The sequence below is a fragment of the Panacibacter microcysteis genome (assembly GCF_015831355.1).
In the GTDB taxonomy this organism is placed as follows: Bacteria; Bacteroidota; Bacteroidia; order Chitinophagales; family Chitinophagaceae; genus Panacibacter; species Panacibacter microcysteis.
In genome coordinates this window covers 2,277,596-2,302,236 of the sequence record NZ_JADWYR010000001.1, presented here as the reverse complement: position 1 = coordinate 2,302,236, position 24,641 = coordinate 2,277,596, and the positions used below count along the sequence as shown (strand labels likewise).

Here is a 24,641-nt window from a genome sequence, read left to right as displayed (position 1 = left end):
ACGTGCATTACACAATCAGCGTATGTTTTCATCCGGCATATGGTATACTGTTGCTTTTGTTTTTCCGCAGCATTGCCTGGTAATATTTGCATGCAGGTCGTAACCCACATATTTCACATTTTGGGTTGCGCGCCACACATACATACCGGCCATGCAGTATGAGCCAGTGGTGGGCAATATGCACGAGCTCTTTGGGAATATAAGTAATCAACTGTTTTTCTGCTGCCAACGGAGTTTTGGCATTTACCGTTAAGCCAATGCGTGCAGATACGCGAAATACATGTGTGTCTACAGCCATATTTGGCTGTGCATCCACCACAGATGTAATTACATTGGCAGTCTTTCTTCCAACACCCGGTAGTTTTACCAACTCGTCTACCGTCATCGGTATCTCGCCGTTAAACTCATTTACTACCATATGCGCCATATTAATCAGGTGCCTTGTTTTGTTGTTGGGGTACGAAATGCTTTTAATATAAGGGAACAAAGTGTCGAAATCTGTTTTGGCAAGATCATATACAGTGGGAAAGCTTGCAAAAATTGCAGGGGTTGTTATGTTTACCCGCTTATCTGTACACTGCGCCGAAAGTATGACTGCCACTAACAACTGGTAGGGGTTATCATAAATTAATTCAGTTTCCGCTGCGGGCACATGTGTTTGAAAATAGTCCAGTACAAAGTGGTATCGCTCTTTCTTTGTCATAGCTCAAATAAAGTAAATGATCACGCATTTTACAAAAGATTAAGAAAAAAATTGATAAAAGCTTTCAACCTCCTTCGGCACGTTTTTGTTATCTTTACAATCAACAAACTAACAATGCCTGCCAGGTGAGAAAGTTAACTATTGCAAACCTGTAGTTAATCGAAAAAAATTATGTTGACAAAATGGTTGTGTTGTTTATTGTTTATCTGTCTCGGGTTGAAGAATGTAACCTTCGCCCTGCAACCATTTGCCTCAAAGAAAATAGATTCTTACGCCGATCTTAAATCTGCACAGGAAGACAAAGACATCTCACTTTTACGGGCTCTCGCCAGTTTACTTAATCTCGATGTGAATGGGGATGGCCATGATGTTTTCAAAAGTAAACTCGACAAGCAGTACAGTGGCCGCCAGCAATTTCAATTCAGGAACAATGCTGCCAAAAGCAGCGCAGAATACGCTTTCCGCAGCGCTACAGTCAGAGAACTAAAACACCTTACAGACAATAACAGGAAATTCAGCGTTCCTGCCCATTACCATTTTCTTTTCAGGCTTACTCCTTTCTGATCATTGTTGCACATATAAGTCTTATCGCCTGCTTATACGCCATATGAGCATTCCTAACTTTAAAACTCTTGTAACAATGAATGTAAAGAATTTTATAAGCTATGCTATGGTTATTACAATAGCATCATGCACCACCGGCAACAATAATGAAGTAGTCTCGGAAACACCTGAATTGCCGGTTATACAATTAGCCACACTCGATACCAGTATACAAAACGGTTATGTTGCAGATATACAGGCCGTACAAAATGTGGAAATACGCTCCAAAGTACAGGGCTATCTCGAAAAAATATTCGTAGATGAAGGCAAAGAAGTAAAAAAAGGACAGCCTTTATTCAAGCTAAACGACCAGCAGTTTCAATTGCAGGTAAACAAAGCAAAAGCCGGTGTGGCAAATGCCCAGGCAGAAGTGAATGCTGCAGAACTCGAAATAAAAAGAATACAGTTACTGGTAGACAAAAAAATAATCTCCAAAACAGAGCTCGAACTTGCGCAATCAAAATTAAAAGGTGCGCAGGCAAGATTAAGTGAAGCAAAAGCTTACGAGGCAGATGCATCACTGAGGTTGTCTTATACAATGATAAGAGCGCCTTTTACCGGTGTGCTCGATCGTATTCCGCTTAAACTTGGCAGCCTTGTAGACGAAGGCACACTGCTTACAACTGTTTCAGATCTTAGCGAAGTGGTGGCTTACTTCAACGTGTCTGAAAACGAATACCTCGACTATAAACGCAAGCTGCAAAACAAAGACCTGACTCCATACAACAACGTAAAGCTGGTATTGGCAGATGGCACTATTTACAGCAGCCCCGGTAAAGTGGAAACACTGGAAGGTGAGTTTGACCAGGGCACGGGTTCTATTGCTTTTCGTGCACGATTTCCTAACCCTGACATGCTGCTGAAACATGGTTCATCTGGCAAGGTTAGCCTTACTACCAGGGTTCAAAATGCCTTACTGGTGCCGCAAAAAGCAGTGTTTGATATACAGGATAAGAACTATGTATTTATAATGGGTGCAGACAGCACCGTTAAAATGAAAACTTTCACACCAGGAACAAGGGTTAATGAATATTTCCTCGTAAAATCAGGCCTCAGTGCCGGCGATAAGATCGTGTACGAAGGTGTACAAAACATTAAAGATGGCATGCGCATTCAGCCACGTATGGTACAAACAGACAGCCTGCTGGCTATGAAGTAGTGTGTGTTGGTTACCGGCAATAGTGCATATGGCATCGCCTGTTGTGTCACTCACTTGTGCGTTCAGATCATTGGGCATCACTGCGTACACAAACACGCTTACAGTTGCAAACCAGTTACCACGTTACAGGGTTGACGTTGCATGCAGTGCTGCAATATGCTATGATAACATGCGCTGTTACACCCGGAGCTGCTGAATAATGCAATACAGTACAAGAGTGCGACGCAACAGAGGCTTAATAGTACTACAACAGCCGGGTACACCAGATACACTTGCAAAGATTAATGGGTTTGCCAAACTGAATATTCATTTTACAACTTATTTTGGATGGTAGAGAAATTTATACGAAGACCGGTTTTATCACTGGTTATTTCATTGATCATTGTACTATTAGGTGTACTGGCACTTTTTACATTGCCTGTTACACAGTTTCCTGATATTGTTCCCCCATCAGTTGTTGTTACGGCCACCTATAACGGCGCCAATGCCGAAGTGTGTGCCAATGCCGTTGCTATACCACTTGAAAGAGCTATTAATGGCGTGCCTGGTATGACTTACATGAATTCTGTAAGCAGTAACAATGGTGTTACCATGATACAGGTGATGTTTAAAGTAGGCACAGACCCTGACCAGGCTGCCGTTAATGTGCAAAACCGTGTTACCACTATTCTTGATGAACTGCCGGAAGAAGTGATTCGTGCAGGTGTAACTACAGAAAAAGAAGTGAATGCCATGCTGCTGTTCCTGAATGTATATAGTACAGACAGCACCATGAACGAAGAGTTCATCTACAACTTTACAGACATTAATGTATTGCAGGAACTCAAAAGAATTGATGGCGTGGGGCTGGTAGATATTATGGGTGTACGTGACTACGCCATGCGTGTATGGCTAAAGCCCGACCGCATGCTTGCCTACAACATTTCCAGTGAAGAAGTAATAAAATCGTTGCGCAGCCAGAATATAGAAGCCGCGCCGGGTGTGATAGGAGAAAACTCCGGCAAAGACAGGCAGGTGGCGCAGTTTGTATTAAAGTATACCGGTAAATTCAATACACCCGAGGCGTACGAAAACATTGTACTTCGTGCAGATGCGGATGGCTCTGTGCTGCGCCTGAAAGACATTGCCAGTGTAGAGTTTGGCACAGAAAGTTATGATATGTCATCTAAAACAGATGGCAAACCATCAGCATCCATCATGATCAAACAACGCCCGGGCAGTAATGCAAGAGATGTGATCAACAACATCAAAACAAAGATGGATGAGTTGAAGCAAACTTCTTTTCCACCAGGCATGACGTTTAACTACGCATATGACGTGTCCAGGTTCCTGGACGCCAGTATACACGAAGTGCTGCGCACGCTGGTAGAAGCATTCCTGCTGGTGTTTGTAGTGGTCTTCCTCTTCCTGCAGGATTTTCGTTCTACCATTATTCCTGCACTTGCCGTGCCGGTGGCGCTGGTAGGTACGCTTGCGTTTATGCAGGCACTTGGTTTCTCGCTTAACATGCTTACACTGTTTGCACTGGTACTGGCCATTGGCATTGTGGTAGACAATGCCATTGTGGTGGTAGAGGCCGTGCACGTAAAAATGACGGAGCATCATTTACCACCACTTGAAGCAACGATTGCTGCAATGAAAGAAATAAGCGGTGCCATCATTGCTATTACACTGGTAATGTCTGCGGTGTTTGTGCCCGTTGCATTCCTGTCTGGCCCGGTGGGTGTTTTTTACCGCCAGTTCTCGTTAACGCTGGCCATCTCCATTGTTATTTCGGGTATTAATGCACTAACGCTTACGCCTGCACTGTGTGCGCTCATGCTTAAGCATCATACGGCTGTAAAAAAGAAAAACCTGCTGCAGCGCTTTTTTGGCAGTTTCAACAAAGGGTATGATAAAACAGAAAAAAAGTATGCGGGTCTTGTAGCAAGGGTTGCCGGCAGAAAAATGATGACCGTTGCGTTGTTCATTTTCTTCTGCGTGGCGGTTGGTGGTTTGGGTGCCATATTGCCAGGTGGCTTCATCCCTTCAGAAGACCAGAGTATGATTTATGTAGACGTTACTACGCCGCCAGGCTCTACTGTTGACAGAACAGAAAAAGTTTTGGATGAAGTGGAACGTGCTACGAAAAATATTGCGCAGGTGGATAATGTAAGTACCCTGGCCGGTTACAGCCTGATCAGTGAAATATCGGGCGCTTCTTATGGCATGGCCATGATCAATTTAAAATCGTGGGAAGAGCGTGAAGAAAGCATAGATGAAATCATTGCGATTTTTAAAGAAAAAACAAGGCATATTTCAGATGCATCAATAGAGTTCTTTTCACCGCCTACCGTGCCTGGTTTCGGTAATGCCAGCGGTTTTGAAATGCGTTTGCTAAACAAGAACAAAGCAACAGGCCTTGCACAAACAGCCGAGGTAACGAAGCAATTTGTGGAAACACTTAATAAAGATGCTGCCATAGGCGGGGCTTATACAAGCTTCAATCCCAATTTTCCTCAGTATGTTATTCATGTAGACCAGGAAATGGCAGCTAAAAAAGGTGTAACAATCGACAATGCCATGAGCACTTTACAAACTTTACTGGGCAGTTATTATGCTACCAATTTTATACGCTTTAACCAGATGTATAAAGTAATGCTGCAGGCTTACCCTTTTTACCGGAGCACAGAGCAGGATATTATGAGTTTATATGTGAAGAATGATAAAGATGAAATGGTTCCCTATTCAACATTTATTACGCTGGAAAAAGTATTGGGCCCGGAACAGATTACCCGCTATAATATGTACAACGCGGCAATGATTACCGGTAACCCTGAAAACGGCTACAGCAGCGGCGATGCCATTACGGCCATACAAAACCTGGCCGCAACAAAGCTGCCTCGTGGCTATACGGTAGAGTTCAGCGGCATGACGAGGGAGCAGATCGAAAGCGGCAACCAGGCAATATACATTTTCATTATCTGTCTTGTGTTTGTGTACCTGTTGCTGGCGGCACAGTACGAAAGCTTTGCCCTGCCACTTGCCGTAATCCTTTCTTTGCCTACAGGTATATTCGGTGCCTTCCTGTTTTTGCAGGTGCTTGGTTTGGAAAACAACATTTACGCACAGGTTGCCCTGATTATGCTTATAGGGTTGCTCGGTAAAAACGCCATTCTTATTGTTGAATTTGCAGAGCAGCGCCGGCAGCACGGCTTAAGCATCATAGAAGCAGCCAAAGAAGGTGCAGTATCGAGGCTCAGGCCAATTCTCATGACCTCTTTTGCCTTTATTGCCGGTCTTATTCCATTGTGTATTGCCAGCGGGGCAGGCGCTATGGGTAATCGCTCAATCGGAACTGCAGCGGCAGGTGGCATGCTTACAGGAACGTTGTTTGGCGTAATTGTAATACCCGGTTTATACGTGCTTTTTGCAGGCATCGGCAGCAGAAAGTCTTCCGGCAAAGCCAATACACGGCACCACGAAAAACCTTTGTCTGAAGAAATCAACATTGAAGAACCAATCGCTAATTAAACATGATCTATAATTATAAAAGAAGTTTTAATTGTATACTGGTTGCATCCATTTTTGTTATGGCAGGCTGTAAAGCTTACCAGCCTGTTGTAACACCTGCTTTAAAGAATGTACCGGATAGTTTTGTTATAGCAACTTCAGATACTGTGGGTATAGCAGATGTACAGTGGCGCAATTTTTTTGCAGATAGCTTACTCGTTTCTTTAATTGATACAGCTTTATTAAACAATCCTGACCTGCAGATAGCCATGCAGCGTATTGAGGCCGCAAAAGCCATCGTGCGAAGAGCGAAAGGTGCTTTTTTGCCTTCGGTTAATGCGGTTGCCAGTACGGGCATTGATAAGTTTGGTAATTATACCATGAACGGTGTTGGAAACTTCGATACCAATTTTTCTGAGAACATAGATAAAGACAGGACCATTCCTTATCCTGTTACGCCAGACTTTTTTCTTGGCCTGCGCAGCAACTGGGAGATTGATTTGTGGGGCAAATTAAAGAACAGCAAAAAGGCAGCAGCTTCAAGGTTGCTGGCATCTGAAAAAGGCAGGCAATTTATCGTTACATCGCTTGTGGCCGATATTGCTTCAGGGTATTACAACCTGCTGGCGCTGGATAACCAGTTAAAGATCATCCAACGCAATATCAAATACCAGCAGGATGCATTAGATATTGTCAGGGTAATGAAGGAAACGGGCCGTGCCACACAGCTTGCTGTGCAACAATTCCAGGCGCAGCTCTACAATACACAAAGTTTTGAATACAGCACCAAACAGGAAATTGTACAGGTGGAAAACAGTATGAACTACCTGCTTGGCCGCTACCCGCAATCTATAGCCAGGGATAGTAATACATTGAACAGTACCTTGCCTTCAATCATCAATGCAGGCATTCCTGCAACATTGCTTACAAGAAGGCCTGATGTACAACAGGCTTCACTCGAACTCGAAGCAACAAAGTTTGATGTTGCTGCTGCAAAGGCTGCATCGTTACCTTCGCTTACCATTACACCCTATCTTGGCCTCAATGCATTCAAAGCAAACTTATTGCTAAACACCGGATCTGTAGCGTATGGCATCATCGGTGGTCTTACGGCGCCATTGCTGAATAAGAAAGAGCTATATGCCAGCTACAAACTTGCCGGCGCAAATCAGCAGGAAGCATTTTACAGGTTTCAGCAGTCGCTCATCAACAGTTTTACAGAAGTGCATACGGGGCTCAACGATATTGAAAACAAAAGGCACATGCAACAACTAAAATCCAAAGAGGTGGAAGAGTTGCGGTCTGGCGTTTCTTCGGCAAATGATCTTTACGTGGCCGGCTATGCTTCTTATCTCGAGGTAATCACCGCGCAAAAAAGCGTATTGCAGGCAGAGTTTGAACTCAATGATACCAGGAAAGATGTGTTTGTTGCATTGATCCAATTGTACCGTGCGTTGGGTGGTGGCTGGCAATAAGTTTTGTTTACCGGCTATGGTATTTTATGGCATCGCCTGTTGTGTCACTCACTTGTGCGTCCCTTTTTTATGGCGGCTGCAGCCTCCCGTTTACCGAAGTGGTAAAAAACATCACGGCTGTTTCACCAGTACGTCAGCGTTATGCTTTAGCCGGCAAAGCAACACGGGCCACAAAGTTGCCCGTGTTGCTTTTTACATGTAATCTTCTTTTCTTTTTTGAGACCATCGCTCTGCAGATGTTTCCACATGCCGCATATTATACCGGAACATTAAAACAAATGTGCCTGCCAGCATTACCAGGCAGCCGGATAACCACAACCAATAACCGGCGTTATGACTAACAATGCGATGCGCCTGGCCGCCCTCATTATCGGTAATATTATCAAATATCAAAAATGAAAGAGAGAGCAAACCGGCAAATGCGCTGAATGTCATGGATAACCTGAGGTTTGGTTTAAGCAGCCACCACGCAGCAAACAACAGAGGGTTGGCATACCAGGCCATACCTGCTGCATCGGAAAATATGGCACCCCAGCCAAGTAACAATACCATTATTGAATCACTGCACTCCGACGTAGTACAAAAACTCTTTTGCGTTAATGACAGTACAAACAACGTAATGCTTGTAATAAGCACAGCCTTTTTAAGCTTGCTGTCTTCATTCATATATCATATTTTAAGTGTACACGATTGGCATTCACCACACGGGCATTACTTAAACTAATATATGAATAAAGATAATATCAGCGTTGCAGGATGTGCAAATGGGTAAAGCAGTATTGCCTGCAGGTTATGTAAGCTTTCTCTTCGGCTATGCAGTATCGTTTGCTGCGTGTAGCACTGCAGTACAAGTGAGTGACACAACCGGTGCCAAATAGCACCAATACTGCCGGTTACCCAAAATTATTTTTTCCTGTTTGCGTTGGGTTTAAAATAGCGGCGTTTGCCATTACTACCGCCGCCACCGCCACCGCCGGTTCTTCTCTGCCTGGGTGTGTAAGCAGGTGTTTCTCCGAATGTAGCAGGAACGGTTGCTTTTGTTACAGCATGCCCCAGCAGTTGTTCTATACGGGCAAATTTGTTTTGTTCGGTTTCGCTGATGAAAGTATAAGCGGTGCCGGTACTTGCGGCCCTGGCTGTACGGCCAATACGGTGTACATAATCTTCACCATCGTTTGGTACATCGTAATTAATGACCAACTCTATGTCTTCTATATCAATGCCACGGCTAAGAATATCTGTAGCTACAAGTATTTTTGTTTTCCTGTTTTTGAAATCGAGCAATACCTGCTCACGCTGCTCCTGTTCAAGATCTGAGTGTATTTCGTTTACTGAAAACTTAGCCTGTTTCAGGTCTCGTGTAAGTTGCTTTACATTCTGTTTGCGGGAGCAAAAAATGATAACGCTGTTGTATTCCTGCTGCGTAAGTACATATTTTATCAGCGGGATCTTTTGTGTTTCATACACCACAAACGCTTCCTGTTTGATTTGCTCGGGTGGCTTGGAAACTGCAATGTTTATTTCTACAGGATTGTGTAAAATTGTTCTTGCCAGTTCACGGATCTTATGCGGCATGGTTGCAGAGAACAGCAGATTTTGTCTTTGCTTTGGCAGGTAGCCAATGATGCGCATTATATCGTCTTTGAAACCCATATCCAGCATACGGTCGGCCTCATCGAGTATCAGGTAACGCAGGTCGTTTAGTTTTACATAACCCATATTTAAATGCGCAATCATTCTGCCCGGTGTGCACACGACCACGTCTACACCGCTGGATAATGCTTTTTTCTCCGTGGTAAAAATGGCGCCATCGCTGCCGCCGTAAACGGGTATTGAACTTACGGAAGTAAAATATGAAAGACCTTCCAGTGCCTGTGAAATCTGTACCGCCAGCTCACGTGTTGGTACAATGATCATGGCATTGATATGATGGTGATCGTGTTCTTCTGTAAGCAGTTTATGCAGCAGGGGTAGTAGAAAAGCGGCGGTTTTGCCTGTTCCTGTCTGCGCAGATGCGATGATGTCTTTACCGGCTAATATTGGTGGAATTACCTGCTCTTGTATAGGTGTGGCTTTTTCATAACCCATGGAGTCAATGCCTTCCAGTAGCTGTTCGTTAAGTTTTAAATCTTTAAATGTCAAGTGTTGTTTGTTTGAAGTCCGTTGCGGCAAATATAAGCAGATAAAGGGGTTTGTGAGCGTTGGCCTGCGAATGTTACACCTTTTGTTAATTAAATAAGCTTACAATGAAACAGGAAACGCCATCGTGGCTGCGCAAAAAAAACGTTGATCGAAACACCCGCAGTATGCAGGCATTTAGGTGAGCCGTAAGTATCTGCAATGGATAAGTATAACAACGGATATTGCTTAAAAAATAAAAATCTTCCCAATAGTTTTTCCATCGATATTAGCGGAAGTTTTAAGCATATCGTCATTTATAAATTTTACACATGAGAAGAACGTTTGTTTTAGCTGCATTGCTATGCACCACATTAACTTATGCGCAAAGCACCAAAAAATTACAGAAGATCGCCAAAACAATTACAGAAGCTGATCTTAAAGCAAAACTTTCTGTAATTGCAGGCCCGGGAATGGAAGGACGTGAAACCGCAACCCCTGCACAAAAAAAAGCAGCAGCCTTTATTGAAGATTACTTTAAACAACTCGGCTTATTACCGGGTAACGGCGATAGTTACCAAATGAACTTTCCCGTGTTCCAGGATTCGCTTGCCACCTCATCCTTTACTGTAAATGGTAAGTCGCTCAACATGTATACCGATTATGTAATAAGCCCATTGTCTATGTCAACCGGTTCGTGGAGCGGCGACAGTGTGGTATTTGTTGGTTTTGGTATTGCAGACTCTACAAGAAATGATTTTAAAAGCAATAATGTAAAAGACAAATGGGTAATTGTTGCCGAAGGTACTGCCACAGATGCTGATAAACCCGCTGTGCAATATAGTTTTCGCAACCCTGCTTCTGTATATGCTAAAATGATGCAGGCAAGAACCAATGGCGCAAAAGGTATTATTGTGATTGCAAAGGATTTTCCTAAAAAAAGTACTACTGTAAAGGGTAACATGTACCTGAAGCAAAGCCAGGGTAAACCCTTGCCCGCTGTTTCTGTTTCTTATACTACCGCTGCGTTGCTGCTGGGCAAATCAATGGCATCTTTTAAAGATGTACAGCAGGTGCAAACAGGCAGTTATGCGGCCGCTTTTACATTCTCGGCAAATACCGTAACCAATAACCTGCAGAGCAGTAATGTAATGGGTTTATTACCAGGTGGCGAGAAAAAAGACGAATATGTATTCATTACTGCTCACTACGATCATCTTGGTAAAAGAGATACGGTTATCTATTACGGTGCAGATGACGACGGCTCTGGTACAACAAGCGTGCTTGAACTGGCCGAAGCTTTTGCCAAAGCAAAACAAAAAGGCTACACGCCCAAACGCTCTATCGTGTTTATGACGGTGTCGGGCGAAGAGAAAGGTTTATGGGGTTCAGAATACTACGCTGCACATCCCGTTTACCCGCTCAACAAAACCTCTGTGGACCTCAATATCGATATGGTGGGCAGGATAGACCCGGAAAGAAATTACGGCGACTCTATGAACTATGTGTACACCATTGGGGAAGATAAACTAAGCAGCGATCTGCTGCCCATCAGCGACAGTATTAATAACAGGTTTGTAAAAATGGAACTCGACCGGAAATACAATGACCCAAAAGATCCAAACCGTTTTTACTACCGGTCAGATCATTTCAACTTTGCCAAAAATGGTGTGCCTGTTATATTCTATTTCAACGGTACACACGCAGATTATCACCAGCCATCAGATACTGTTGACAAGATCAATTTCGACCTGATGGCAAAACGTGTAAAACTTGTGTTTTACACTGCATGGGAAATGGCCAACCGTAATGAAATGCTCAAACGCGATATACCGCTCAAATAACCGCCCACAATAGCTGTTTTTCTTTGCGGCTTTTTCAGTATGTTGCAGCAGATGGAGTATAAACTTTTTCTTCCCGCACGTTATACCAAAGCAGCCCGCATAAACGCACACCTGCCGCATGTAAGGCATGTTTCCACAAACTTTGCCACATGCCGCAGGTGTTTTTATATAAATGACAACAGCCATCATTTCTGCACCAATTGCGGCTTTCCGCAGCAGGAAGATGAAACACAACTGCTTTTCCAGTATCGCGAAAAACAGCGCAAAGAAACACTTCAGAAGAATGAATTTACCATACAGGTAGCAAGAAGTGTGTTATACATCTTGTCGGCAATATTCTTTGCCAGTGCCGTCGGCATTTTATTTTCCACGCTTGATGAGCGCATCTGGCTTAGTCTTATTTCGGCTGCCTGCACCGGGCTTTTTTTCCTGCTGGCAAGGTGGAGCGCCAAAAGACCGTTTACTGCCATACTAACAGCTTTTGTTATTGTGGTTACCTTTTCAACCATTGCCGTATTCGGCGAGCTTACCAACTCGTTTAAGACTGTGCAGGGTATTTACACCATTATCTTTTGCACCACCATATCGTGGTTATTGTTCAGGGGTATACAGGCAGCTTATAGAACAGACCTTGTAAATGAAGAAATGCTGATAATTTAATGGAGCCAGATCAGGATACATATTATTGCGACGATTGCGATACCAGCGTAAAAGGCTACCATCGTTTTTGCCATCATTGTGGTGCTTATCTTGGTACAGATGCCGGGCGGGTAGATATCTTCAATAACCGGCACCTGCGCGGTGCCCTGGTATTCTACACCATCTACCTGTTCTTCTGTCTCACGGTGCGTTTTACCAACTGGTTTACAAGTTACGACAGCCTGTTCTTCGTAGAAATATCCCTTGCTGCGGTCACAGTATATTTTGCCTGGAGAAACAGGGCCACTATAAAGCCGGTACTAAAGTTCAACAACTTCAATGTGTTGGTATTGCTTGGCGTTATTGCAGGGTCGGTTGCTTTTTCCACAGTTATCAGTCTTACCATTAAGCAGATCAATGTCTCTATTTTCCAGGTAGATACCAGTCTGTTCGAGCCCTACCGTATTTACCAGTTCCCCGTGCTGGTCATGATCTATTCTATCGCGTTCATGCCCGCAGTATTTGAAGAAATTGCTTTTCGCAGTGTGTTGTATAATTATTTCAATGCCTTCCTGGATGAGCGCATGGTGGTAATGATTACCGGTTTTATTTTTGCCGCCATACACCTCAATTTTTTCTCGCTGGTCTGGCTTATCCCCTTCGGTATCCTGATTGGCTCGTTGCGCAGAAAATATAATACGCTCTGGTATGGTATTATCTTTCATTTCGTATTTAACCTCACTGCCTGCCTTATTGATCTGTACGGCCAAAACGTTTTTTAATGTTTTGTATTAAGCTGCATTGCTACTATCATCGCCTGTTGTGTCACTCACTTGTGCGTTCTGTTCTTTGTGCATCAAGGGTGCGGCCTTGCTATGATTTTCAGCAAATAGCTTTTGTGCAGGTAATGAGCATTTTTCGGTTCATATAATGATTTGTTTCTTCCAGGTTGTTTACCGTTCTTTTGTTTTGACACAAAAGAACCAAAAAGCCAGGCAAAAAAAGATGTACGGCCTTTTCCTGCTTTCGTGCTGAATAAGCCTGACATACTGATATGGCTTTAGCAGTGGTTGCATCAGCACGATGCGGAATTGCAACCACGTTGATTGAATAAGAATATTTCACATCTCACGTCTCACGTCTGCCGTTTCACCATTCACCATTGACCATTCACGTCTCACGTCTCACCATGCTGCGCAAAGCTTTGCCGTACAAGAGTGCGACGCAACGAACGCTCAATAGTTTTGCTGCTGCCGGGCCCACCATTGTTTTTTAAACGACCGCATATGCACATGTTATACATAATGCGGAATTTTATGTTTCTATAAGTTTTCATACCCTTAATTTTGCGCAATCTTTTCAAGAAATGAATCAAACAATTTCATCAAACGAGTCTATTCCTTCGCAAAAAAAGAAAATCATTGTTTTAGGTAGCGGTCCTAACAGAATTGGTCAGGGTATTGAATTTGATTATTGCTGTGTACATGGTTTACTGGCAATAAAAGAATGCGGCTACGAGGCAATTATGATCAATTGCAACCCGGAAACAGTAAGTACGGATTTTGATATGGCCGATAAGCTGTATTTCGAACCCGTTTACTGGGAGCACCTGTGGGAAATTATAGAACTGGAACAACCGGAAGGTGTAATTGTGCAACTGGGCGGACAAACTGCGCTGAAGCTTGCCAAAAAGCTTACGGAAAAAGGGATAAAAATCATCGGCACATCATTCGATAGTATGGATATCGCCGAAGATCGTGGCCGCTTTAGTGATTTGCTGAAAGACCTCGATATTCCTTACCCTGCTTACGGTACGGCCTTTACGGCTGATGAAGCCATAGAAGTGGCCAACAAAGTTGGTTACCCGGTACTGGTAAGACCCAGCTATGTTTTGGGCGGACAAAGAATGCGTATCGTGATCAATGATGATGAAGTGGAAAAAGCCGTTATCAGCCTGCTTAAACACATACCCAACAATAAAATTCTCATTGACCATTTTCTCGATCGTTGCCAGGAAGCAGAAATAGACGGCATTTTTGACGGGGAAGAATTTCATGTAATGGGCGTAATGGAACATATTGAGCCTGCAGGTATACACAGTGGCGATAGCAATGCGGTATTACCAGCATTTAACCTTACACCGCTGGAAGTAACCACCATGGAATACTATGCTGAAAAAATTGCCCGGGCACTCGATATAAGAGGACTTATAAACATACAGTTTGCTATTAAAGATGGTAAAGTGTATGTAATCGAAGCTAACCCGCGTGCAAGCCGCACCACGCCATTTATTGCAAAAGCTTACCAGATACCTTACCTGAACATCGCTACCAAAGTAATGATTGGTGCTGCAAAACTGAAAGAGTTTACCATGGAAAAAAAGCTGGATGGTTTTGCCATCAAGGAACCGGTGTTCAGCTTTAATAAATTTCCGAACGTAAACAAAGAGCTCGGGCCCGAAATGAAAAGTACAGGAGAGGCCATCCGCTTTATAAAAGATCTGCGGGATCCATATTTCAGAACTTTGTACAAAGAGAAGAGTATGTACCTGAGTAAATAATTTAAAGACCGGTTTCCCGGTCTTTTTTATTAATGGCCGGTAAGCGGGATGCAATGAATGAAATTTATCTCTTCTTTCTTATGCGGCCTTTTTTGTTAAAACTTTTCGATGGCATTCTTTCTGAAACAATAAAAGCAACGTTTTGCTGTTATAGTGGCGAGGAAAAGCGATAAATTTATTGCGTAAATCCAACAGACTTTGAAGAACCTGAGTTATATCCTCATCTGCATACTTATTGTATTAACAGCATCGTGTGCCCACGCTGCTGATTCTTCATACCACCTTACCGCAAAGAAAGGCTTATTAGATCTCCGTTCTGCGTCAATTGGCGAAGATGAGATTTCCTTTTCGGGAGAGTGGGCATTTTACTGGCAACAACTGCTTACACCAGATTCTCTTGAGCATTTTAAACCCCGTTATACTGCATTTCCGGCACTGTGGAATAATACAATCATAAATGGCAAAACCCTTCCCGCAAAAGGTTACGCAACCTATGCATTAACGGTTTTATTGCCGCCAGACAGTAAGCCTCTTGCGATTAACATTCCCGATGTATACAGTTCTTACAGGCTGTATGTGAATGGTAAGGTCATTGCCGAAAATGGAAAGCCCGGCAGATCAGCCGATGACTCACAACCATGGTGGTCTAATGAAATGCGAACCATTGCACCCGGTACCGATACACTCCGCATCGTATGGCAGATAGCCAATTTTTCACATGCCAAAGGTGGCGCAGCCCAAACGATCTCGATTGCCGAAAAAGACAGTGTTATTTACAGGAAAGATCAATCAACTGCTTTTAGCTTTTTGCTTACCGGTTGTTTGTTTATGGGCGGTATGTTTTTTCTCGGACTGTATATTTTTGGCCGCTACGATAAAACGCTGTTGCTGTTTTCACTTTTTTGCATTACATACAGCTACCGTATTGTTGGCGCAGATCCGTATTCGCTGCATACCTTTATTCAGGGCACGCCATGGTGGATCACCACGCGTCTCGAATACCTCTCGCTCTATTTTTCTGAATTCCTTTTCACACTGTACGTGTTAAACCTTTACCCTGCGCAGGCCAGCAGGGCGGTAAGCAGTGTAATTGCAGTTATATGTGCGCTGTTTTGTGTAAGTGTGTTTGTATTGCCGGCCTACATTTTTACCATGCTCATCAAGGTATTTCTTGGTTTTTCACTGGTAAATATGTTGTACACGTTATATGTGTTCAGCAGTGCCGTACGTAAAAAAATGACCGGCTCTGTTTATTCATTGGGCGGTGCAGTAATACTGGTACTTGTGTTTGTATACATCGGCCTTGCTTACATTCAACAGTTTAAGGCCAATGAGGCCTTTGTAATCATCGGCTATATTCTTTTTTTCTTTTTACAGTCATTGATACTCTCTTACCGGTTTGCCCATAACCTGAAAAAAGCAAAAAGAGTAGCAGAAAAAGCATTGCTCGCAAAGTCGCAGTTTCTTTCCACTATGAGTCATGAGATACGCACACCACTCAATGCGGTAATAGGTTTAACGCATCTCATGCTTAAAAACGATCCGCGCAAAGACCAGGAAGAAGAACTAAAGATCATGCTGTTTTCTGCGAACAACCTTTTATCAATTGTAAATGATATTCTCGACTACAATAAGATTGAAGCCGGTAAAATTCATTTTGAATGCATTGAAACAGATATGCACAGCATTGTAAAAAACATTGCCGGAGGTTTTAAAACCTATGCAGAAGAAAAAGGTATTCAACTCGAGTGTTCTACAGACGAAACACTTGATGTTACGGTGCTTGCAGACCCAACAAGAATGAGCCAGGTACTTACCAATCTTGTACACAATGCAATTAAATTTACCGCCAGGGGTAGCGTAAAGATAACCGTTGCAGCGGAGCAGCGGAATACCAACACCATTACATTGCGGTTTACGGTAAAAGATTCCGGTATTGGTATTCCTGCAGAAAAGCAACGCATCATTTTCGATCAGTTTACACAAGCAGATTCGTCTACTTCAAGAAGTTTTGGTGGCACAGGTCTTGGCTTAAGCATTTGCAAAAGCATACTGGAAAAACAGGGTGTTACCATGCAGCTCGTAAGCGAAGAAGGCATTGGTACAGAATTCTACTTTGTGCAAACTTTCCCGGTATGTAAAAAAATTGCGCAGGACAAAAAGCCGGTAACTGTTTCCAATGCAAGACCACTTGAAGGCATCAGTATTTTACTGGTAGAAGACAGCGAATTCAATATTGTGGTAGCAACGCGGTTTTTACAGTCGTGGGGCGCAGAAATTGAGGTAGCCCAAAACGGGCAGGAGGCGCTTGATAAATTCAATGAGGCAAAACACCAGCTTATCCTCATGGATTTGCATATGCCCGTTATGGATGGCCGCGATGCCACCATCGAGCTGAGGAAACAAGGCACAAAAGTGCCAATCATAGCCCTTACAGCCAGCATTTATGCTGATGAAAACGATAAGGTAATTGCCTGTGGCGCCAATGATGTTGTGATAAAACCTTTTGAACCGGAATCTTTGCGCAACAAATTATTGCACTATCTTAAAATAGCGTCCTGAATCTTTTTTTAATGCGGTAGTCGGCGGCATTGCTACTATCACCGCCTGTTGTGTCACTCACTTGTACGTTTGATTCTTTATGCAGCACGTGTGCGGTCTGGCTGCGTTTCAGCAGATCCCCTTTTGCATGCAATGAGCATCATTCGTTTCATATGCTGATTTGTTCCTTCCAGGTTGTTGCCTGTTCTTTTGTCTCGAAAGTAAAGTTCGATTTTGTTGTGGGTTTAACCGTCCTCGGAAAACAGGCGTGAAGAAATTACGGAATGCAGCGTTAAGCAGCGAAGCAGATGCGTAATGTTCAAATGCAATTCACAAGTCTACGTTCAATAGCTAATCTGCTATTACATGTATGACTTCTTCGCTGTAGCGTAAGGCAGTAAATTTTAGCCGATTTTTCCGCAGCCTTGATCTTTCTTGTTACTTTTTTGCATCAAGGCAAAAAAGTAAATACGCTGCTGCACGATGCGGAATTGTAGTTACGCTGATTGAATAATAGTATCTCACGTTTCACGTATCACCATTGACCATTCACCATTGATCATTCACGTCTCACGTCTCATCTCTCACGTTTCACATCTCACGTCTCACCAATCACCTCCCGAAATACTTTTTCAAAATCCTCAGGCAGCATAACATTATTGTTTACTTATGTATCTTCAACCCAAATTAATTGTCTGTGAGATTTTTTGTGACGGCAATGCTGTTATTATTTGTACACAATATTTATGCGCAACAAACCTGGCAGCAGGAAGTAAACTACACCATAGATGTAACCCTCAACGATGCAGAGCATACGCTTGACGGTTTTGAACAGATCAATTATATCAATCATTCCCCCGACACATTGCGCTATATTTTTATTCACCTTTGGGCTAACGCATATAAAAATGACCAGACGGCCTTTAGCGAACAGTTATTAAGAAACGGAAGAACAGATTTCTACTTTTCATCTGAAGAACAACGTGGATACATAAACAGGCTTGAATTTAAAACCGGGAAAGAAACACTTGTAACCGAAGCAACCAAAGACATTGATGTTATTAAACTGTTGTTGGCAAAACCACTGGCGCCCAACGAGGAAGTTACTATCGCAACCCCCTTTCATACCAAATTGCCATTTCTTTTTTCGAGAGGTGGTTATTACAAACAGTTTTACGCCATCACGCAATGGTATCCTAAAGCAGCGCTGTATGATAAAGATGGCTGGCATGCTATGCCTTATCTTGACCAGGGAGAGTTTTACAATGATTTCGGCAACTACCACGTCTCAATCACCCTACCGGGAAATTATAAGGTGGCTGCTACTGGTTTATTAACTGAAACACATGAGGGGCCAACACTGAAGCAAATGGTTACTGACCAAAAGCCGGATAAAAAGAAACAACCCTTTCTTCCCAAAAAAAGAAAAGTAGAAGAAGAAATCACTCCTTCTTCAGGAAAACAACAGACCTGGGTTTACGATGCCCGCCATGTAACAGACTTTGCATGGTTTGCTGATAAAAGGTTTATTGTAAGAAGTGATACCATAATGCTTGGAGATAACATAGTAAAAGCCAACTGCTATATACTGCCTGAAAATGCCGGTCTGTATGCAAACAGTTTGCAGTTTACCAAACAGGCTATCCGTTTCTACAGTGCACAGTTTGGCAACTATCCCTATCCTGCAGTAAATGTCGTTTCTGCACCTAAGGCTTTGGTTTATCCTACAAGTATGGAATATCCCATGCTCACAATGATTACCGAGTCAACCGAAATGGAAGTAGATGCTACGATAGCACATGAAGTGGGTCATAACTGGCTGATGGGTATCCTGGCTACCAACGAAAGGGACCATGCATGGATGGATGAAGGCATCAATACCTTTATAGAAAGAAAATACCGGTTGCAATACTATCCTGAACATTACAGTACGTCACTGGACTTTTCAGGGCTTAATGGAGCAGGCGTTCATAAGTTGCTGAATACAACGATTGGTCTAAAAAAAGACCAGCCGATTGATCTTACAAGCGATGCGTACAGCGAATTTAATTACGGGGCCGTTGTGTACGAGAAAACGGCAGACTGGATGGAATACCTGGAAAAGATGGTTGGCAAAGACACCATAGCAGCAATTACCCGAGCTTACTACAGCAACTTTTCGTTCAAACATCCATCGCCAGCAGATCTTAAAAATACCGCGGAAAAGGTTTCTGGCCGTGACCTTACCGCAGCCTTCAACAAGATTTATTCTACAGGCTATATCGACAGTTCTGTAATGCAGGAGAAAACGAAATTTTCGTTTGGGATACCAGGCTTTAAAGAACAGGCAAAATATATCATTTTTACGCCGGTAGCAGGCTTCAACCATTATGACAAAATAATGATTGGCGGTATGCTGCATAATTACCAGTTGCCATTACAAAAAATGCAATTCCTCATTGCACCGGTATATGCAACCGGCAGCAGGAAATTAAATGGTACTGCGCGGTTGTCTTACAATCATTTTACCAAACGCACATGGCTCGAAATTGCCACAAGCGGGATTCGTTACTCCATTAATGATTTTTCAGATGAGAAAAATGACAAGCTTTATCTTGGTATTACAAGATTTGTACCCTCGGTAAAACTTTCATTGTATAATAAAGAACTGCGTGAAAAAACAAAATGGACATTTCTGATAAGAAGTTTTATTCTAAAAGAAGACCAGCTCAATTTCAGAGATATTACTACACCAACAGATACTTTTAGCCAGGCCTATAAGACAACGGCAAACAACCTCGTAAACCAGTTGAAGATAAGCTACGAAAATAACCGGGTGCTTTACCCGTATAATGCCAACGTGGTAATAGACCAGGGCAAAGACTTTTTACGCATTGGCTTTACCGGTAAATACTTTTTCAATTATAACCAGGCAAGGCAAGGCATTGCTGCAAGAGTTTTTGCGGGCAAATATTTTAATCTTAACAACACTAATCCTTTTGCTGCCTATAAAACAGCCCTGAATATGAGTGGACCAAAAGGAGATGAGGACTATACCTATAGCGGTTACTTCATTGGCCGTAATGAATTTGAAGGCTGGCAAAGTCAGCAGGTAATGGAGCGGGATGGATTCTTTAAAGTACGTACAGACCTGCTGGGAGATAAAATAGGGAAATCTGACGACTGGCTGGTTGCAATAAACCTGAGTGGCGATATACCGGACAAAGTAAACCCGCTGAATGCTTTACCGTTTAAACTTCCGATAAAATTATTTCTTGATATAGGTACGTACAGCGAAGCATGGAGAAACGATGAAGCCGCCAACAATAAAATCCTTTTTGATGCAGGCCTGCAACTGTCTTTGTTCCGCGGTGGCCTGAACGTATATGTACCACTTGTATACAGTAAAGTATACAATGATTATTTCAAAGCTTACCTTGGCGATAAGCGTTTTGCAAAAAATATTTCTTTTAATATTAACCTCGACGTGTTTCAGCTGAGTAAGCTGAGCAGAACCATTCCATGGTAGTATGCAGCAAACCAGGATAGATATTGTTTCTTCTGTTGATATTGATACCATAAAATGGAATAGCTGTGTTGAAAGCAGCCGTAACCCACTGATATATGCGTACACCTGGTACCTTGATTATATGACCGATAACTGGAGCGGTATTGTGATCAACGACTATGAAGCGGTAATGCCCGTACCATGGCGCAAAAAATTTGGTATAATATATACATATACCGTACCTTTTATACAACAACTTGGCGGATTTACAAAGGCCGAATTTGCACAAGACTTTTTTCTTAAAGCACTTATTGACAACTATAGTTATGGCGACTATAACTTCCATTATAACCATCAATCTTTAGCGTTACAACCCCTCACAAATTATACGCTTGATTTGTCGTTGCACTACGCATTGCTTAAGCAGCGTTACCATATTGACCTGCTGCAAAACCTTAACAAAGCCGCCAAGGAAAATATCTTTTATGTAAATGCGGATTACAAGGAAGCAGTTTCAATGTATGAAAAATTATATGGTGACAGAATGTTGAATGTAAAACCCCGGGATTACCAAAACCTGTTACAATTGTGCACGCACCTGGCTGGTGCCAACAAAGTAATGGCAAGAAAAGTAACAGATAGTAATAATGAAACCCTGGCAATTGCATTACTGCTTTCTGACGGCAGGCGTTTGTACAACCTGGCAAACAGCGTGTCTAACGCCGGAAGAAAAAAAGCAGCCAATCATTTTTTATTTGATGCATTGATCCGGGAGTTTGCGGGCACCGGTCTGATACTGGATTTTGAAGGTTCAGATATTCCGGGTGTAAAGCATTTTTATAAAAATTTTGGCGGGGAGAACCAGTTTTATTACGCGTGTCATTTTAACCGGTTACCTGCCCCGCTGCGCTGGTTGAAACCTTAGCGGGGTTGTTGCTGCATAGCAAACAGGAAGTACAAGAGTGCGACGCAACAGGTGCTTCATGCTTTTACTGCAGCCGGGTACATCATACCTAAAATGCAGACCTGTCTTCAATAATACGCTCAGCTATGAGCAGGTCTATAGGTCTTGTAATTTTTATGTTATCGTACTCCCCTTCTGTTAAGTGTACGGGTGTGCCATACGCTTCCACCACTGTTGCTTCATCTGTAAAAGCCTCGTCATATTGTTGTTCGAATGCTGGCAGAATAATGGTACTTAAAAAAGTTTGTGGTGTTTGTATAATGCGTACCTGCTGCCGGTCGCTGATATAGTGAGTACCATCTTTAACAATGCGGATGGAATCTGTGGCGGCCACTGCGGGTATTGCACTGCCTTTTTCTATAGCCTGGTTAAAGCAGCGTCTTATCAACGGTACGCTGATGAGGCATCGCACGCCGTCATGCACAAAAACAACAGCTTCTTCTTCGATCGTTTGCAGACCAGCTTTTACAGAATGGAACCTGGTACTGCCACCTTCTATCATTACTATTTTTCCGTTTGCATGGTCCAGCTGGTTGATGATTTTCTCTCCTTTCTTTAAATGATCCTTCGGTAAAACGAGTACAATATGCATGTCATCATAGGCACGTAAAAAAGAATCTATCGTATACCACAAAACAGGTTTACCTTTTAGCAACAGGAACTGTTTGGGTGTTACATTGCCCATTCTTGTACCGGCGCCGCCTGCTACGATAACAGCATATTTTTTCATGTGTCCAAAGAAAGCAAATAAATCTCATTTGCTATTACGCCGCTTCAGGAAAGATATTTACGCAGCTGGTTCTCTATTTCACTGCAGGGAACAAACATGGGCTTTTTGACGATGTTGATGTTTATCTCGCTGTTTAGTATTGTGTAAGTGCCTTCTATAGCACCCATAAAAGTTTTAATATCGAAGCCGCCTGCTGCTTCATTACCGTTAAAGTTTCCACCGGCACCGGTAATAGCATCTTTTGCTTTACTGATGATGTGGTGCACATTACTGTCGAACTTTATAGAGAAGTTACACATAAATGCTTTTTTTAGTTTCTATCAAATTGCGTACAAATATTACGCTACAAAAATACTTTTTAGACGATAAGTGCTTTGCATAAAAAAGACCGGCCTTTGGGCCGGTCTTTTTACCATGATCCTGTCAAAAAAATTTTTATGCTTCATTCAAAAATGCATAGCGATAATCTGTTGGCGGGTTGTATGTTTCTTTGATTGTTCGTGCACTCAGCCAACGATAGAGGTTTAGCATGCTGCCTGCCTTGTCGTTTGTACCGCTGGCCCTTGCACCACCAAAAGGTTGCTGGCCAACTACCGCACCGGTTGGTTTATCGTTGATGTAAAAATTTCCTGCAGCATTCCTCAGTTTGGCGGTGGCCATTACAACGGCTTCTCTGTCCTGCGCAATAATAGAACCGGTAAGCGCATAAGGCGATGTATTGTCAACCAATGCCAGCGTTTCCTCAAACTTATCCGCATCATACACGTATATGGTTAGCACTGGCCCAAAAATCTCTTCGCACATGGTGGTGTACTTAGGGTCTTTCGCTTCAATAACCGTTGGCGCTATAAAATATCCTTCAGATTTATCATAAGTACCTCCTACAAGAATGGACGCTTTTTTATCTTTTTTTGCATTGGCTATATAGGTAGCAATTTTGTCAAAACTTCTTTCATCAATAACAGCATTTACAAAATTGCCAAAATCTTCCACACTGCCCATCTTCATGGTTTGCACTTCCGCCACCAGTTTACGCTTTACTTCTTCTGCTATGTTAGATGGCAGGTATGCCCTTGAGGCGGCAGAGCATTTCTGCCCCTGGAATTCAAAAGCACCGCGTGCAAGTGCAGTAACTACCGCATCAACGTTTGCGCTTTTGTGCACCATTACAAAATCTTTACCACCGGTTTCGCCAACAATACGCGGGTAAGACCTGTAGCTGGAAATATTTTCACCAATTGTCTTCCACATCTGGTTAAACACACCGGTAGAACCGGTAAAGTGTACGCCTGCAAATTCAGGATGTGCAAAACAAACTTTACCAAGTACGGGGCCATCCACATAAATAAGGTTGATCACACCATCCGGCAAACCTGCTTCTTTTAAAATACGCATAAACATTTGCGCAGAATATACCTGTGTATTGGCAGGTTTCCATACCACGGTATTGCCACACATAGCGGCACTTGTTGGCAGGTTACCACCAATAGCGGTAAAGTTGAATGGGGTAACAGCCAGCACAAACCCTTCAAGCGGGCGCCACTCCATACGGTTGTGTACACCGGGGGAAGATATTGGCTGTTGCCTGTATATTTCGCTTAAGTAATGCACATTGAAACGTAAGAAATCAATGATTTCGCAGGCACTGTCTATCTCTGCCTGGTATGCATTTTTGCTTTGCCCCAGCATAGTGGTACCATTCATATAAGAACGGTATTTGGTGGCTATAAGGTCTGCAGCTTTCAGAAAGATGTGCGCCCTGTCTTCCCACGGCATATCTGCCCACGCCTGCTTTGCTTTAAGCGCAGCATCTATGGCCTGTCTTACATGTTTTTCATCACCCATATGAAATGCACCCAGTGTATGCGCTATTTCGTGTGGCGGGTGTATGTCTACCCTATTACCACTCTTTACCGCTTTACCACCAATATACATTGGCACATCAACCGGTTTCTTCTTCAATTCAGCAAGCGTTCTTTTCAAGATTGCTTTTTCCGGAGAACCTGGTCCATATTGCAGTACCGGTTCATTTGCCGGCAGCGGGTAAGAGAAATATCCAAGATTCATGTACAATAATTTAAGGCCGCGAAGTTAGTAAAAGACGCTGACATGTGTTAGTTACCCGTTAATGCTTTCAGGTTAAAGTAATGAACCCGGCAGCAGTGCTGCTATTGTGCATCGTTGCGTCGCACTCTTGTACTGTAAAGCATTATTCAGCAATGCGAAGACGAATGGCTGTTGTAATAGCTGCTGTTTGTTTCTTACTATCAAACTATTTATCGCCGTTGTGCATTTTTATGAAAAAAATGAACTAATTTTTCCCCGA

The 24,641-nt window shown here is 42.9% G+C and carries 17 protein-coding genes; 11 read left to right on the top strand and 6 right to left on the bottom strand.

The window, feature by feature from the left end:
• Positions 1–28: 28 nt before the first annotated feature.
• On the bottom strand, positions 29–703 hold the full coding sequence (gene nth / locus I5907_RS09300) for an endonuclease III (RefSeq protein ID WP_196990435.1): 675 nt from the start codon (positions 701–703) through the stop codon (positions 29–31).
• Positions 704–874: 171 nt separating this feature from the next.
• Between nth and I5907_RS09295 the strand changes: the two genes are divergently transcribed.
• The 4 genes from I5907_RS09295 to I5907_RS09280 all read left to right on the top strand — a co-directional run bounded on the left by I5907_RS09295 (position 875) and on the right by I5907_RS09280 (position 7,432).
• Positions 875–1,267 (top strand): hypothetical protein, encoded by a 393-nt coding sequence (locus tag I5907_RS09295; RefSeq protein ID WP_196990434.1) that lies wholly within the window; start codon positions 875–877, stop codon positions 1,265–1,267.
• A 76-nt stretch (positions 1,268–1,343) separates the two neighbouring features.
• Positions 1,344–2,465: an efflux RND transporter periplasmic adaptor subunit gene (locus I5907_RS09290; protein ID WP_196990433.1), complete on the top strand. Its 1,122-nt coding sequence runs from the start codon at positions 1,344–1,346 to the stop codon at positions 2,463–2,465.
• Between the two features lie 327 nt (positions 2,466–2,792).
• The gene (locus I5907_RS09285; RefSeq protein WP_196990432.1) at positions 2,793–5,978 is read left to right on the top strand and encodes an efflux RND transporter permease subunit; all 3,186 of its coding nucleotides are present in this window, start codon (positions 2,793–2,795) and stop codon (positions 5,976–5,978) included.
• 2 nt (positions 5,979–5,980) lie between these two features.
• Complete coding sequence (locus I5907_RS09280; RefSeq protein WP_231402010.1) at positions 5,981–7,432, top strand: TolC family protein; 1,452 nt, start codon at positions 5,981–5,983, stop codon at positions 7,430–7,432.
• 192 nt (positions 7,433–7,624) lie between these two features.
• On the opposite strand, the gene I5907_RS09275 is transcribed toward I5907_RS09280, so the two are convergent.
• Positions 7,625–8,098 carry a hypothetical protein gene (locus tag I5907_RS09275; protein ID WP_196990431.1) on the bottom strand — a complete coding sequence of 158 codons (474 nt, stop codon included), beginning with the start codon at positions 8,096–8,098 and terminating at the stop codon, positions 7,625–7,627.
• A gap of 237 nt (positions 8,099–8,335) precedes the next feature.
• Positions 8,336–9,574 (bottom strand): DEAD/DEAH box helicase, encoded by a 1,239-nt coding sequence (locus tag I5907_RS09270; RefSeq protein ID WP_231402009.1) that lies wholly within the window; start codon positions 9,572–9,574, stop codon positions 8,336–8,338.
• Between the two features lie 308 nt (positions 9,575–9,882).
• On the opposite strand from I5907_RS09270, the gene I5907_RS09265 reads away from it, so the two are divergent.
• From I5907_RS09265 to I5907_RS09235, 7 genes are all read left to right on the top strand, one after another.
• A complete protein-coding gene (locus tag I5907_RS09265) occupies positions 9,883–11,394 on the top strand; it encodes a M28 family peptidase (RefSeq protein WP_196990430.1) in 1,512 nt (503 codons plus the stop codon).
• Between the two features lie 51 nt (positions 11,395–11,445).
• A complete protein-coding gene (locus I5907_RS09260; RefSeq protein ID WP_196990429.1) occupies positions 11,446–12,054 on the top strand; it encodes a hypothetical protein in 609 nt (202 codons plus the stop codon).
• Positions 12,054–12,815 carry a CPBP family intramembrane glutamic endopeptidase gene (locus I5907_RS09255; protein WP_196990428.1) on the top strand — a complete coding sequence of 254 codons (762 nt, stop codon included), beginning with the start codon at positions 12,054–12,056 and terminating at the stop codon, positions 12,813–12,815. Before I5907_RS09260 ends, I5907_RS09255 begins: the two co-directional genes overlap by 1 nt.
• Positions 12,816–13,399: 584 nt before the next feature.
• Positions 13,400–14,593 (top strand): carbamoyl phosphate synthase preATP-grasp domain-containing protein, encoded by a 1,194-nt coding sequence (locus tag I5907_RS09250; protein ID WP_196990427.1) that lies wholly within the window; start codon positions 13,400–13,402, stop codon positions 14,591–14,593.
• Positions 14,594–14,791: 198 nt separating this feature from the next.
• On the top strand, positions 14,792–17,155 hold the full coding sequence (locus I5907_RS09245; protein ID WP_196990426.1) for an ATP-binding protein: 2,364 nt from the start codon (positions 14,792–14,794) through the stop codon (positions 17,153–17,155).
• Between the two features lie 676 nt (positions 17,156–17,831).
• Positions 17,832–20,642 carry a M1 family aminopeptidase gene (locus tag I5907_RS09240; protein WP_196990425.1) on the top strand — a complete coding sequence of 937 codons (2,811 nt, stop codon included), beginning with the start codon at positions 17,832–17,834 and terminating at the stop codon, positions 20,640–20,642.
• A 1-nt stretch (position 20,643) separates the two neighbouring features.
• Entirely contained in the window at positions 20,644–21,546 is a 903-nt protein-coding gene (locus I5907_RS09235; RefSeq protein WP_196990424.1) for a hypothetical protein, read from the top strand.
• 88 nt (positions 21,547–21,634) lie between these two features.
• On the opposite strand, the gene I5907_RS09230 is transcribed toward I5907_RS09235, so the two are convergent.
• From I5907_RS09230 to pruA, 3 genes are all read right to left on the bottom strand, one after another.
• A complete protein-coding gene (locus tag I5907_RS09230) occupies positions 21,635–22,315 on the bottom strand; it encodes a 2-C-methyl-D-erythritol 4-phosphate cytidylyltransferase (protein ID WP_196990423.1) in 681 nt (226 codons plus the stop codon).
• Positions 22,316–22,359: 44 nt separating this feature from the next.
• On the bottom strand, positions 22,360–22,614 hold the full coding sequence (locus tag I5907_RS09225; protein WP_196990422.1) for a hypothetical protein: 255 nt from the start codon (positions 22,612–22,614) through the stop codon (positions 22,360–22,362).
• Positions 22,615–22,750: 136 nt separating this feature from the next.
• A complete protein-coding gene (gene pruA / locus I5907_RS09220) occupies positions 22,751–24,382 on the bottom strand; it encodes an L-glutamate gamma-semialdehyde dehydrogenase (RefSeq protein WP_196990421.1) in 1,632 nt (543 codons plus the stop codon).
• Positions 24,383–24,641 lie beyond the last annotated feature (259 nt).

Excerpts from the sequence above, each read along its gene's own strand:
- I5907_RS09280 (WP_231402010.1), top strand. The coding sequence starts at position 5,981 with ATGATCTATAATTATAAAAGAAGTTTTAATTGTATACTGGTTGCATCC.
- I5907_RS09290 (WP_196990433.1), top strand. The coding sequence starts at position 1,344 with ATGAATGTAAAGAATTTTATAAGCTATGCTATGGTTATTACAATAGCA.
- I5907_RS09225 (WP_196990422.1), bottom strand. The coding sequence starts at position 22,614 with ATGTGTAACTTCTCTATAAAGTTCGACAGTAATGTGCACCACATCATC.
- I5907_RS09295 (WP_196990434.1), top strand. The coding sequence starts at position 875 with ATGTTGACAAAATGGTTGTGTTGTTTATTGTTTATCTGTCTCGGGTTG.
- nth (WP_196990435.1), bottom strand. The coding sequence starts at position 703 with ATGACAAAGAAAGAGCGATACCACTTTGTACTGGACTATTTTCAAACA.
- I5907_RS09250 (WP_196990427.1), top strand. The coding sequence starts at position 13,400 with ATGAATCAAACAATTTCATCAAACGAGTCTATTCCTTCGCAAAAAAAG.
- I5907_RS09235 (WP_196990424.1), top strand. The coding sequence starts at position 20,644 with ATGCAGCAAACCAGGATAGATATTGTTTCTTCTGTTGATATTGATACC.
- I5907_RS09275 (WP_196990431.1), bottom strand. The coding sequence starts at position 8,098 with ATGAATGAAGACAGCAAGCTTAAAAAGGCTGTGCTTATTACAAGCATT.
- I5907_RS09285 (WP_196990432.1), top strand. The coding sequence starts at position 2,793 with ATGGTAGAGAAATTTATACGAAGACCGGTTTTATCACTGGTTATTTCA.
- pruA (WP_196990421.1), bottom strand. The coding sequence starts at position 24,382 with ATGAATCTTGGATATTTCTCTTACCCGCTGCCGGCAAATGAACCGGTA.
- I5907_RS09230 (WP_196990423.1), bottom strand. The coding sequence starts at position 22,315 with ATGAAAAAATATGCTGTTATCGTAGCAGGCGGCGCCGGTACAAGAATG.
- I5907_RS09255 (WP_196990428.1), top strand. The coding sequence starts at position 12,054 with ATGGAGCCAGATCAGGATACATATTATTGCGACGATTGCGATACCAGC.
- I5907_RS09260 (WP_196990429.1), top strand. The coding sequence starts at position 11,446 with ATGGAGTATAAACTTTTTCTTCCCGCACGTTATACCAAAGCAGCCCGC.
- I5907_RS09265 (WP_196990430.1), top strand. The coding sequence starts at position 9,883 with ATGAGAAGAACGTTTGTTTTAGCTGCATTGCTATGCACCACATTAACT.